General features: G+C 71.4%; 9 protein-coding genes. 4 read left to right on the forward strand and 5 right to left on the reverse strand.

Going from position 1 to position 12,294, the window contains the following annotated elements; translation table 11 throughout:
- Positions 1-215 precede the first annotated feature (215 nt).
- The 4 genes from moaA to AB0K67_RS26780 form a co-directional block, all read right to left on the reverse strand.
- On the reverse strand, positions 216-1,205 hold the full coding sequence (gene moaA / locus AB0K67_RS26765) for a GTP 3',8-cyclase MoaA (protein WP_364065521.1): 990 nt from the start codon (positions 1,203-1,205) through the stop codon (positions 216-218).
- A 1,024-nt stretch (positions 1,206-2,229) separates the two neighbouring features.
- Complete coding sequence (locus AB0K67_RS26770) at positions 2,230-2,733, reverse strand: hypothetical protein (RefSeq protein ID WP_364065523.1); 504 nt, start codon at positions 2,731-2,733, stop codon at positions 2,230-2,232.
- Positions 2,734-2,884: 151 nt separating this feature from the next.
- A complete protein-coding gene (locus AB0K67_RS26775) occupies positions 2,885-4,171 on the reverse strand; it encodes a hypothetical protein (protein WP_364065526.1) in 1,287 nt (428 codons plus the stop codon).
- Between the two features lie 70 nt (positions 4,172-4,241).
- Complete coding sequence (locus AB0K67_RS26780) at positions 4,242-6,077, reverse strand: AMP-dependent synthetase/ligase (protein ID WP_364065529.1); 1,836 nt, start codon at positions 6,075-6,077, stop codon at positions 4,242-4,244.
- Positions 6,078-6,223: 146 nt separating this feature from the next.
- Between AB0K67_RS26780 and AB0K67_RS26785 the strand changes: the two genes are divergently transcribed.
- Together AB0K67_RS26785 and AB0K67_RS26790 are read left to right on the forward strand one after the other, a co-directional pair.
- On the forward strand, positions 6,224-7,705 hold the full coding sequence (locus AB0K67_RS26785) for an oligopeptide:H+ symporter (protein WP_364065532.1): 1,482 nt from the start codon (positions 6,224-6,226) through the stop codon (positions 7,703-7,705).
- 11 nt (positions 7,706-7,716) lie between these two features.
- Complete coding sequence (locus tag AB0K67_RS26790) at positions 7,717-8,325, forward strand: trimeric intracellular cation channel family protein (RefSeq protein WP_364065535.1); 609 nt, start codon at positions 7,717-7,719, stop codon at positions 8,323-8,325.
- A 32-nt stretch (positions 8,326-8,357) separates the two neighbouring features.
- Here AB0K67_RS26790 and AB0K67_RS26795 read toward each other — a convergent pair whose 3' ends face one another.
- Positions 8,358-9,791: a PLP-dependent aminotransferase family protein gene (locus AB0K67_RS26795; RefSeq protein WP_364065538.1), complete on the reverse strand. Its 1,434-nt coding sequence runs from the start codon at positions 9,789-9,791 to the stop codon at positions 8,358-8,360.
- Between the two features lie 63 nt (positions 9,792-9,854).
- Here AB0K67_RS26795 and AB0K67_RS26800 point away from each other — a divergent pair, with 63 nt between their 5' ends.
- Complete coding sequence (locus tag AB0K67_RS26800; RefSeq protein ID WP_364065541.1) at positions 9,855-10,457, forward strand: hypothetical protein; 603 nt, start codon at positions 9,855-9,857, stop codon at positions 10,455-10,457.
- Positions 10,458-10,537: 80 nt separating this feature from the next.
- On the forward strand, positions 10,538-12,292 hold the full coding sequence (locus tag AB0K67_RS26805; RefSeq protein WP_364065544.1) for a glycoside hydrolase family 15 protein: 1,755 nt from the start codon (positions 10,538-10,540) through the stop codon (positions 12,290-12,292).
- Positions 12,293-12,294 lie beyond the last annotated feature (2 nt).

Raw genomic sequence — 12,294 nt, forward strand, 5'->3', positions numbered from 1 at the left:
CGGCGCATGAGGACGGCCGAGCACCGGGAGCTGTCCCGGCGCTGGAGGCGGGACCGGAAGTGGGACGCGGGATGAGGGACGGTTCGCCGGGTGGGCGGAAACGTCCGGGGGCGGGACGGGAGTTGGGGCGGGGCGGGGGATGGCTCTTCGGGTGGATGGAGGCGTTCGTCGACGGGGGCGGGGTCGGAGGCGGCGGGCATGCCGGTCGCGGACCGTCAGCCGCCGATGGCGGACATCGGGCGGGCCGGCTGGAGGAACGACGGGTCGTCGATGCCGTGTCCGGCGCGCTTGCTGGCGACGGCGGCCACCCAGCGCTCGGCCAGCTCGTCATCGGAGGCCCCGGCCCGCATAGCGGTCTTCAGGTCGGACTCCTCGGTGGCGAACAGGCAGTTGCGCACCTGACCGTCGGCGGTGAGCCTCACCCGGTCGCAGGCGCCGCAGAACGGCCGCGTCACCGAGCCGATCACGCCGACCCTGGCCGGGCCGCCGTTCACGAGGAACCGCTCGGCGGGGGCGCTGCCGCGCTCTTCCCGGTCGTCGGGCGCGAGGTCGAAGTCGGTGGACAGCAGATGCAGGATCTCGTCGGCGGTCACCATGTCGGCGCGGCTCCAGCCGTGCTGGGCGTCGAGCGGCATCTGCTCGATGAAGCGCAGCTCGTAACCCTGGTCGAGGGCCCAGCGCAGCAGCGGCACGGCCTCATGGTCGTTGATGCCGCGCATCAGCACGGCATTGATCTTGACAGGGCGCAGCCCTGCGGCGTCGGCGGCGGCCAGGCCTGCGATGACGTCGGCATGCCGGTCGCGGTGGGCGAGCCGCTTGAACGTGTCGGGGTCGAGCGTGTCGAGCGAGACGTTGACCCGGTCGAGCCCGGCGGCGGCCAGCGGCTCGGCCAGGCGGGCAAGGCCGATGCCGTTGCTGGTCAGCGAGATCTGCGGGCGGGGCTTGAGCGCGGCCGTGCGGGCGACGATGTCGACCAGCTCACGGCGCAGGAGGGGTTCGCCGCCGGTGTAGCGGACCTCGGTGATGCCGAGGCGTTCGACGCCGATCGTGACCAGGCGGACGATCTCGTCGGCGGTGAGCAGCTCGGGCTTCGGCAGCCAGTCGAGCCCCTCAGGGGGCATGCAGTACGTGCAGCGCAGGTTGCATTTGTCGGTGAGGGACACCCTCAGATCTGTCGCCACCCGTCCGAACGAGTCTCGCAACACGGGGCGTCACCTCCTGTTCGTGTGCCAGATCGCCAGCCTACGTCGGGTTTGCGCCGGGCCGGAAATCCTCTGGTTCACGCCTCGAGAACACATTGTTCCCTAGATCGATTCCGAGCTCACGCCGGTGTAGGGGCCCTTGATCCCAGGACCCGCCGCCAAGGACCGGCCACCGCTCCCGTCCTGCGCCCCACCAGCAGCGCCCTGTCCGTGGCGGTCCGGCCGAGGCCGTATGCCCTGCTCACGATGCCCTGCTCACGGCGGTCTCGCCCGGGATGCGGCTTCACAGCGGGAGCGTGGTAAAGCCGAAGTGCGAGTAGAACAGAGGCGCGGGAAGCGCGGACGGGCCGCGCGGGCGCGGGAAGCCCGGACGGGCCACGCGGGCGCAGGAAGCCCGGACGGGCCGCGCGGGTACAGGGAGCGCGGGCGCAGGTTGAGCAGAGGCTGGGGTAGTGCCGGGGCGCGCGTAGGACGGCGGCGCAGGTGGCGGCCCGCCCGCGATGAGCATCGCCCTCGCAGGCGGCGAACCGGACGCGGCAGGACCGTACGGGCGGAATTCGCGGGCAAGGCATGGCAGCGCGGGTGGCAGGTCCGCACGGGGCACAGTCCCAAGAGCCGATTCGCACGGGACGCCGCCCTGCAAGCGACGCGTACGAGAGGGCAGGACCACGCAGAAGGCGGGTTCGCGCGGGAGCCGGCCGCGCACGCGGCGAATGCGGGTCGAAGGGGCGGCATGACCGCGCAGGCGGCAGGTCCGCACGGGGCTCACCAGGCGGCGGGGTTCGGCGGGGTGTTCGCCGTAGACGGCCGGCCGGTGGCATGGAGCCGGACGGGTAAACGGCAAGCCGGTGTGGCATAGAGCCGGGCGGGTAAACGGCCGGGCGGTGGCACAGAGCCGGACGGGTAAACGGCCGACCGGTGGCATAGAGCCGGGCGGGGGTGTTGGGCAGAGGACGGGCGGGGTGTTGGGCAGAGGGTTGGGAACGGCGAACGCCCGGCCGCTGGGGCCGGGCGTTCGCGAAGGTGATCAGTGGTGGTGACGGTGGCGATGGCCGATGACCTTCACCCAGTCCTTGCCCTCGGACGGGGCGAGGTGCCGGCTGCCCTCGAACACCGCGCGCCACGTGCCCGACGTGCGGGCCGGCACCTTCAGGGCGAAGTTGCCGTTGCCGCGCGTACGGACGGTGTCCACGTGCTCCCAGCGGCCGCTGCCGGCGGGCTGGAAGAGGATGACGATCCGCTTCCAGGCCAGGCGGTGCCAGGTCTCCTGCTTCTTGCAGCGGTCGGAGTGGGTCACCGACACCAGGCCGCGGATGTAGTCCTCTTCGCACTTCACGGAGAGCTTGCCCCCGATGTGGAGAGGCCGGCCGCGGAACGCGGGCTCAGGGTTCACGTCGAGCTGGAGGCTGGTCTGGCCACCCGCGACATCCGGGTCGAGGCCCGGGTCCGCGAGCGCGGGCGTGGCGGCGGTGGTGGCCACCACCGTCGCGCCCATGGCGGCAGCCGCCAGGCCGGCGGCTAGACGTCGCATCTTCAAGAGAGAAATCCTTCCCCGTTTGCGAGACGGCCCACGTAGCGGGGCACGTCAACGCCAATAGACGCGCCCGGGGAAGGAAAAGTTGCCGTCAGACCGATCACAAAAGGGCAACGACGCCATTGTTCGCGGCCATTAGCAGAATGGCCTATTGCGGGATTTGTTGCACTTTTGAATTGTCTGGTGCGTAATGTCCAGTTCCGGCGAAGCGGACGCGCCAGTAACCGCCCGTACGTCCCTGCACGGTCTGGACGAACGCGCCGGACGCGTCGGTGGTGGCCTGCCCCACCTTCTCCCAGGCCGAACTGGTGTCGGGACGCCAGAGGATGTCCAGGCGCTGCTTGGCGAACGGGCCGAAGTCGGTCAGGCCGCGTGGATCGACGCGGGTGAGCGAGCCGCGCAGGCGTACGCCGTCGCCCTTGGCCGCCTTCTCCACGCGCACGGAGGACAGCCTGCTCTCCCTCCTGAGCTGGAACGATGCGTACTGGGTGACGGTCTTGCCGTCCCTGCCCTTGGCGGTGGCGGTGATCGTCCAGGTGCCTGCCGGGTAGTAGCGGTTCAGGCGCTTGTCCGGCAGGAAGCGCCAGGTCTCCCAGCCGTCGGCCATCCTGGCGGGCGGCACGGGGATGCGGCGCCACACCAGCCGGGGCAGGATGGCTTCCGCGTTCCGGGGCGGCACGCCCACCTTCGGCGCGGTGACAGCACCGTCCTGTATTGATTGCGCGTTCTGTCCCGGCTGCTGGGGAACGCCCCACTGCGTGTTCTGGGGCTGCTGCTCGCCGGCGCGGGCCTGGGTGAGGATGTGGTGCGGGCGGGCGGGTTCCCGGCCGGGCGCGAGGACGGTGACGGGAGCGCCGGCCTGAGCCGACTCACCGGCCGTGCCCTGAGCCGCCGGTTCCTGAACCGTCCCCTCCTGAGTCGCCCCCTGCTGGGACGTCCCCTCCTGAGTCGCCCCTTCCTGAGTCGCCTCATCAGCCGTCCCCTGCGGTGCGGGCTCCGCGTTCTCCTGGGGTTCGTCCTTGACGGGCGTCTGGGCGGGTGGCGTGTTCGGCTTCCGGGCGTCGTCGGGTGTCGCGGGGTCCTGGGCGGTGTCGGGCGCACCGGGGTTCTGGTCCTGCTCAGGCGTGCCCGGGGTGCCGTTCTGTCCTGGTGGGGGGTTCTGGGGTCCGGTGACGGGTGGGGTGGCGGGACGGGGTTGCGGGGCGTCGGCGGGCGGGGCGCCGGGTTCGACTTTGACGGTGACGCCGTCCTTGCCCTTCACCCCTCTGGCGATCACGTCGATCACCAGACGGACGGAACCGTGCGCGCCGACCACCGGCTGCGCGGGTCGTACGGTGATGGAACGGATGGCGGGCTCGGTCGCGGCGGAGGCGGGCGGTGCGGGCACCGTGAGCGCTCCCGCCGCGAGCGAGGCGAGAAGAAGGCTTCTGCTCATGATCAAGACGGTAGGAACCGGCCGGTAATGGGCACGGCCACAACACACGCCCCGAATGGCAAAGCCGGGATCAGCCTGAATAGAGCCCTTCGATGACGTCGGCGTACTTCGAGTGGATGATCCGCCTCTTCAGCTTGAGGCTCGGGGTGAGCTCCTCGGTCTCGGCGGTCCACTCCACGCCGAGTAAGGCCCACTTCTTGACCTGCTGCACGCGGGCGAGCTTGGCGTTGGCCGCGCGTACCGCCTCCTCGACCTCCTTGAGCACCTCGGGGTGCTGGGCCAGCTCGGCGAGCGAGCCGAAGGAGATGCCGCGCGCCTGCGCCCAGCCGGGCGCGGTCTCGGCGTCGAGGGTGAGGACGGCGACGGGGTGGGGGCGCCGGTCGCCGTAGGCGAGCGCCTGGCCGATGAGGATGTGCTGCTTGAGGTGGTTCTCGATCTCGGCGGGTGAGATGTTCTCGCCGCCCGCGGTGATGATCAGCTCCTTCTTACGGTCGACGACGCGGAAGAAGCCGTCCTCGTCCACGGTGCCGATGTCGCCGGTGTGCAGCCAGCCGTCGGCGTCGATCAGCTCGGCGGTGGCCTCGGGCCTGTTGAGGTAGCCGGCGGTGTTGAGCGGGCTGCGGGTGAGGATCTCGCCGTCCTCGGCGATGCGCATCTCGACGCCGGGCTCGGCCCTGCCGACGCTGCCCAGGCGGTAGCAGGTGGGGCTGTTGCCGGTGCAGGCGCCGGCGGTCTCGGTCATGCCGTACACGTCGATGACCTTGATCCCGAGTCCGGCGAAGAAGTGGCGCACCTCGTCGGAGAGCGGGGCGGCGCCGGTGGCGGTCCACTCGGCGCGATCGAAGCCTATCAAGCCGCGGATGGTGGAGAGCACGGCCGCGTCGGCCTTCTCGTACGCGGCCTTGATCTCGGGCGTGACGGTGCGGCCGTACTGGCCGGCCTCGACGTACGCGGCCCCGGCGGCCATCGCGGCGCGTACGGCGGCCTGCTGCTCCTCCGGCTGGGTGGCGAGCACGGCCCGCAGGCGGGCCATCATCTTCTCCCACACCCGCGGCACGCCGAAGAACGACATCGGCCTGACCTTGCCCAGCGTGGCGCCGAGGCCGGCGAGGTCGGTGCAGAAGTGCACGTGGGAGGCCTTCACCAGCGGCAGGTAGAGGCTCAGGATGCGCTCGGCGATGTGGGCGTAGGTGAGGTAGGAGACCTGGGTGCCCTTCTCGGGCAGCCTGGTCAGCCGGTCGGTGGCGGCGACCTCGTAGAAGATGTTGGTGTGGGTGAGCGGCACGCCCTTGGGCGTGCCGGTGGTGCCGGAGGTGTACAGGACGGTGGCCACGTCGTCGGAGGTGACCGCGCGGTGGCGGGCCTCGACGGCGGCCGGGTCGGCGGCCAGGCGCTCGCGGCCCAGCTCCAGGAACGCCCGCCAGGTCATGAAGCGGTCGCCGGCGGGAGCGCCGTCCAGCATGATGATCTTGCGCAGGCCGTCGAGGCGGTCCAGGACGGGCGCCCAGCGGACCAGCTCGGCGGGGCCGCCGAGCACCGCGATGCGGGCGCCGACGTCGCCGGCCACGAAGGCGATCTGGTCGGGCGCGAACGTCGAGTAGATCGTGCAGCCCACCCCTCCTGCGTGCACGGCGCCGAGGTCGGCGAGCACGTGCTCGCTGCGGTTGACCATCATGATCGCCACCGGCTCCCCCGGCCGGAGCCCGAGCGCGGTGTAGCCGGCGGCGATCTCCAGGACCCGCGTGCGGGCTTCGCGGTAGGTGAGCGTGGTCCATCCGTCGCCGTCCGGATCGGAGTACGCGGGCGCGTCGCCATGCTGCTCCGCCGCGTTCGCGAGCCGCTCGCAGACGGTACGGCCGGCGCTCTCCCGCAGGATCTCCGCCCGGACTTCGAGGACATCGGCCATGGCACCCGCCTCCTGTCAGTAATCACTTATGTGAGTGGCATGCATCGCACCACAGCACGCCGGAGGCGACAAGAGCTTGCGGAGAAAGATCCATGTTGTTCACGTACAGTGATCGAGACAATGCGTGGAGTGTGCTGGGGGCGCGCATGAGCGAACACGGCGGCAGGACGTTCTTCGGGCATCCGTGGGGGCTGGCCACCCTGTTCACCACCGAGATGTGGGAGCGGTTCTCGTGGTACGGCCTGCGGGCCATCCTGGCCACGTTCATGGCCGCCTCGCCCGCACACCAGGGGCTCGGCCTGTCTCAGGAGACGGCGCAGGCGGTGGTCGGCGTCTACGGGGCGCTGATCTACCTGGTGGCGCTGCCGGGCGGGTGGATCGCCGACCGCATCCTGGGTGCGCGCAGGTCGGTGCTGTGGGGCGGGTTCATCATCATGCTGGGGCACATCAGCATGGCGATCCCGGTGACGACGCCGTTCTTCGTCTGGCTCGGGCTGCTGCTGATCATCTCCGGCACGGGCCTGCTGAAGCCGAACATCTCGGTCATGGTGGGCCGGCTCTATCCCGAGGGCGACGACGGGCGCAGGGACGCCGGGTTCTCGCTGTTCTACCTCGGCATCAACCTGGGGGCGTTCTTCGCGCCGATCGTGGTGGGCTGGCTGGCCGCGGACGACCGCTGGCATCTCGGGTTCGGCGCGGCGGCGGTCGGCATGGCGCTCGGCCTGGTGCAGTACGTGTGGGGGCGGCACAGCCTGCGCGGCGTCGGCGAGCGTCCCGGCCTGCGCCTGACCCGCCGCGAGCGGCACCACTTCCTGCGGCTGGCGCTGCTCGGCGTGGCGATCGTGGCGATCGCGCTGGGAGTGTGGGCGGCGACGGGCACGCTGACGATCGACGGGCTCACCGTGGCGATCACCGTGATCATCCTCATCGTGCCGATCGCCTACTTCGGCTACATCCTGCTGGGCAGCCACGACCTGACCGAGGACGAGCGGATCAGGATGAAGGCCTACATCTGGCTGTTCGTGGCGGCGGCGGTGTTCTGGATGATCTACGACCTGGCGCCGAGCAAGCTGCTGTTCTTCGCCGCCGACCATACGGACCTGTCGCTGTTCGGGCTGCCGATCCAGGCGGCCACCACGCAGTCGTTCAACCCGCTGTTCATCATGATCTTCGTGCCGGTGTTCGCGGCGCTGTGGGTGCGGCTCGGCACGCGGGTGAGCACGCCGCAGAAGTTCGCCTTCGCGCTGGTCATGGTGGGGCTGAGCTTCGTGGTCATGGCGCTGGCGGCCTCGCTGGCCGGCAGCGGCCGGGTGTCGGTGTGGTGGCTGGTGCTGGTCTACCTGATCCAGGTGTTCGGCGAGCTGTCGCTGAGCCCGGTCGGACTGTCGGTGACGACGAAACTGGCGCCCGAGGCGTTCAAGGGGCAGATGCTGGGCCTGTGGTTCATCGCCACGTCGGTGGGCGACGCGGTCGGCGGGCAGACCGGGCGGCTGAGCCGGGTGCTGTCGGATCCGGCGTACTACCTGGTGCTGGCGGCGTTGGCGATCGTGGCGGGTGCGGCGCTGTTCATGTTCACCCGCAAGCTGCGGATCATGATGGCCGAACACCACGAACCTGCCATGCGGTAGACATTCCCAACGTGTCCGAACTTCTTGACCTGGCCGGAATCTTCGTCTTCGCGCTGTCGGGCGCGCTCATGGGCGTGCGCAAGCGCCTCGACGTGGTCGGCATGGCGGTGCTCGCCGAGATCACCGCGCTCGGCGGCGGTCTCGTCCGCGACCTCATCCTCAACGTGCGGCCCGCGGCCTTCCAGAGCCTCGGCTACGTGCTGGTGCCGCTGGCCGCCACCGTGATCGTGTTCTTCTGGCATCCCCACGTCGCCAGGGTGATGCCGGCGATCCTGGTACTGGACGCGGCCGGGCTCGGGCTGTTCTGCGCGGTCGGCACGGCCAAGGCCATGGAGTACGGCCTCAGCCCCCTGCACGCCTCGCTGCTGGGCGTCACCTCGGCGGTCGGCGGCGGCATGCTGCGCGACGTGCTGGCCGGGGAGATCCCGACCCTGCTGTACGACCGGCAGCTCTACGCGGTGCCCGCCCTGGTGGGGTCGGCGGCGATGGCGGGGCTGTCGGCGTACGGGCTGCACGGCTGGCCGGCCACGTTGGCGGCGGCGGTGCTGGCCTTCGGGCTGCGCATCGCCGCGATGCGGCGCAACTGGCGGGCGCCGCTGGCCAGGGGCGTCGGCGACTGATCGGGCCCATCGGACGCCCGTCGGACCACGCCTCAGACCATCCCGATGAGCGACTCGCGGGGCCTCGGCACGGCCGACGGGCCCTGGTCGAGTGCGGCGCGCAGCCGGACGACCGCGTCGGCGAGCACCTGGGGCGGCTGGGTGAACGGCAGCCGCAGGTAGTTCTCCAGCGTGCCGTCCAGGCCGAACCACGGGCCGGGGGCCAGGCGCAGCCCCTGGCAGGCGGCCGCCTCGGCGAGCACGGCCGAGCTGGTGCCCTGCCCCAGGCGTACCCAGAGGGTGCCGCCGCCCTTGGGCGGCACGTACGTCCACTCGGGCAGATGCTCGCGCAGCCCCGCGAGCAGCGCCGCGCGTGAGGCGCGCAGCCCGCGGCGGCGCTCGGCGCGCGTCTCCTCCAGCCGGTCGAACAGCCGCGCCACGACGAGCTGCTCCAGCACGGGGCTGGCCAGGTCGGCCGAGGCGCGGAACGTGGCCAGCCGGCGGATCAGCGCCGCCCCCGCGCGGATCCAGCCGATGCGCAGCCCGCCCCACCACAGCTTGGACGCCGACCCGACGCTGATCACCCGGCCGTCGGTGTCGAAGGCGGCCATCGGCGAGGTCCGCGGCACCTCGTCCAGCGCCAGCTCGGCCCAGGTCTCGTCCACCAGCAGCGTGGTCCCCGCGCGGCGGGCGGCGCCGGCGAGCGCGGCGCGCACGGAGTCCTCCATGAGCGCGCCCGTCGGGTTCTGGAAGTCGGGCATCAGGTACGCCAGCCGCACCGACGACTGGCACATCGCCCCCGCCACCAGGTCCTGCTGCCAGCCCTCGGAGGAGACGCCGACAGGGACGATGCGGGCGCCGCGCCTGCGGGCGGCGCCGATGGCGTGCGGGTAGGTGGGCGACTCGATCAGCACCGGGTCGCCGGGGCCGGTGAGCAGGCCGAAGACGAGCTGGAGCGCGTGCTGGGAGCCGGTGGTGACGAGGATCTGCTCGGGCCTGGTGGCCGCTCCCCTGGCGGTGTAGCGGGCGGCGATGCGCTCCCTGAGCGCGGGCAGGCCCATGGGGTCGTAGCCGTTGCCCATGCCGTAGCGGGGCAGGTCGGCCACCGCCTCCGCCATGACCTCGGCGAGCCCGCAGGGCGCGGGCGGCGCGGCGGCGTGGAGCTGGACGAGACCGTCGCCGTCGGTGCCGAGCCACGGGTTGTCGGCGGTGGCGGCCGGGTCGGGCAGGGCGGTCCAGCTTCCCGAGCCCTGCCGGCTCTCCAGGTAGCCGCGCTCGCGCAGCAGGTCGTAGGCGGCGGTGACGGTGGTGCGGCTGACCTTGAGCGTCTGGGCGAGGTGGCGCTCGGCGGGCATGCGGACGCGTACGGGGATCTGCCCGTCCAGGATGAGCGCGCGCACCGCGTCGGCGAGCGCGCGATAGTAGGGCCGGGCGCCGGGGTCGAGGCCGACGAGCCGGGCCACCTGCGTGGCTGACAAGTGCCGCATGAGGCCACTTTTCGCTATTGGCCCTGTTCTTGGCAAGTCATGGCCTGCCACTGTGAAGCCATCATGAGTGAAACCACCGTCGCGCGGCCGCACTCCTTCCCGGTGCGCCTCCTCCGCCTCTTCGGCGGGCTCGCCCTGTACGGCTTCGGCCTCGCCTTCCAGGTCGAGTCGGGCCTCGGCAACGGTCCATGGGACGTCTTCCACCAGGGCGTCGCCCTGCGGCTCGGCCTGACCATCGGCACCGTCATCACCCTGACGGGCGCCCTGGTCATGCTGCTGTGGATCCCGCTGAAACAGAAACCGGGGCTGGGGACGATCAGCAACGTGCTGCTCGTGGGCGTGTTCGCCGACCTCGGCCTGTACCTGCTGCCCACCCCCGGCGACCTCGCCGTCCAGGCGGTCTACGTGGGCCTCGCGGTCGTGACGGTCGCCCTCGCCACCCTGTTCTACATCGGGGCCGGCATGGGCGCGGGGCCGCGCGACGGCATCATGACCGGGCTGGTGCGCCTCGGCATGTCCGTACGCCTGTCCCGCTTCCTCATCGAGGCCACCATGCTGGCCGCGGGCTGGCTGCTCGGCGGGCAGGTCGGCGTCGGCACCGTCGTGTTCGCGCTGGCCATCGGACCGCTGACGCAGCTGTTCACCCGCTGGTTCCCCCTGACGTGATCCCGGGCCGTCCGGGCCGGACATGACGCGACATGATCGGCCCGGGCCCGGGATCACCCCGCGCCGAGTACCGTCTAGGCATGCGGATCGAGGATTACGCCCTGATCGGAGACATGCAGTCAGCCGCGCTCGTGGCGCGGGACGGCTCGATCGACTGGCTCTGCCTGCCCAGGTTCGACTCACCCGCGTGCTTTGCGGCGCTGCTCGGCAACGAGCGCAACGGGCACTGGTGGCTCGGGCCGACGGGCCGCAAGCCGGCCACCCGGCGCCGCTACCGTCCCGACACGCTCATCCTGGAGAGCGAGTGGGACACTCCGACGGGCACCGTCCGCGTGATCGACTTCATGCCGCCCCGCGACCGCAACCCCGACGTCGTCCGCATCGTCGAAGGCGTCTCCGGCACCGTCGAGATGTCCACCCAGCTGCGCGTGCGCTTCGACTACGGCCGCATCGTGCCCTGGGTGCGCCGCCACAACGGCCACCTGCAGGCCATCGGCGGCCCCGACTCGGTGTGGCTGCACTCCCCCGTGCCGCTCAAGGGCGGCGACTACGCGCACCGGGCCACGTTCAAGGTCAGCGAGGGCGAGCGGCTGCCGTTCGTGTTCACCTGGCACCCGTCGCACGAGCCGATGCCGCCGCAGATCGAGTGCGAGAACCAGCTCGACGAGACCGAGTCGTTCTGGGCCGAGTGGGTGGCCAAGTGCACCTACTCGGGGCCGTACCGCGACGCCGTGGTGCGGTCGCTGATCACGCTGAAGGGGCTCACGTACGCGCCGACCGGTGGCATCGTCGCCGCCGCCACCACGTCGCTGCCCGAGGACCTCGGCGGGGTGCGCAACTGGGACTACCGCTTCTGCTGGCTGCGCGATGCGACCCTCACGCTGGACGCGCTCATCAGCTCCGGCTACCTGGAGGAGGCCGCCGACTGGCGCGGCTGGCTGCTGCGCGCCATCGCCGGCCGCCCCCAGGACCTGCAGATCATGTACGGCGTCGCGGGCGAACGCCGCCTGCCCGAGCTGATGCTCGACTGGCTCGACGGCTACGAGGGTTCCCGCCCGGTCCGCATCGGCAACGAGGCCGTCAAGCAGCTCCAGCTCGACGTGTACGGCGAGGTGATGAACTGCCTGTTCACCTCCCGCAGCCGCGGCCTGTGGCCGGACGACCGCGCCTGGACGATTCAGCGCCAGCTCCTCGACTACGTGGAGGACCACTGGGACGAGCCCGACGAGGGCCTGTGGGAGGTGCGCGGGCCGCGCCGCCACTTCGTGCACTCCAAGGTGATGTGCTGGGTGGCGCTCGACCGGGCCGTCAAGTACGTCGAGCAGTTCGGCCGCGTCGGGCCGGTCGACAAGTGGCGCAGGCTGCGCGACGCCATCCACGCCGAGGTCTGCGACAAGGGCTTCGACGCCCGGCGCAACACCTTCACCCAGTCGTACGGCTCGTCCGAGCTGGACGCCGCGCTGCTGATGATCCCCCTCGTGGGCTTCCTGCCCATCGACGACCCGCGCGTGACCGGCACGGTCGCGGCCATCGAGAAGGAGCTGATGTCCGACGGGTTCGTGCTGCGCTATCCGCTGGCCGCCGACAACGACGTGGACGGCCTGCCCGGCGGCGAGGGCGCGTTCCTTGCGTGCAGCTTCTGGCTGGTCGAGGTGATGGCCATGCAGGGGCGCAAGGAGGAGGCCAAGGAGCTGTTCGAACGGCTGCTGGCCCTCCGTAACGACGTGGGGCTGCTGGCCGAGGAGTACGACCCCCGCTACGGGCGGCTCGTCGGGAACTTCCCGCAGGCGTTCAGCCACGTGCCCTTGGTGCACGCGGCCCGCGCGCTGTCCTGAGC

Source organism: Nonomuraea sp. NPDC052634, from assembly GCF_040678535.1.
Lineage (GTDB): Bacteria > Actinomycetota > Actinomycetes > Streptosporangiales > Streptosporangiaceae > Nonomuraea > Nonomuraea fastidiosa.

Coding starts and splice junctions, on each gene's coding strand:
- AB0K67_RS26770 (WP_364065523.1), bottom strand. CDS start 2,733: ATGCGACGTCTAGCCGCCGGCCTGGCGGCTGCCGCCATGGGCGCGACG.
- AB0K67_RS26775 (WP_364065526.1), bottom strand. CDS start 4,171: ATGAGCAGAAGCCTTCTTCTCGCCTCGCTCGCGGCGGGAGCGCTCACG.
- AB0K67_RS26780 (WP_364065529.1), bottom strand. CDS start 6,077: ATGGCCGATGTCCTCGAAGTCCGGGCGGAGATCCTGCGGGAGAGCGCC.
- AB0K67_RS26785 (WP_364065532.1), top strand. CDS start 6,224: ATGAGCGAACACGGCGGCAGGACGTTCTTCGGGCATCCGTGGGGGCTG.
- AB0K67_RS26795 (WP_364065538.1), bottom strand. CDS start 9,791: ATGCGGCACTTGTCAGCCACGCAGGTGGCCCGGCTCGTCGGCCTCGAC.
- AB0K67_RS26800 (WP_364065541.1), top strand. CDS start 9,855: ATGAGTGAAACCACCGTCGCGCGGCCGCACTCCTTCCCGGTGCGCCTC.
- AB0K67_RS26805 (WP_364065544.1), top strand. CDS start 10,538: ATGCGGATCGAGGATTACGCCCTGATCGGAGACATGCAGTCAGCCGCG.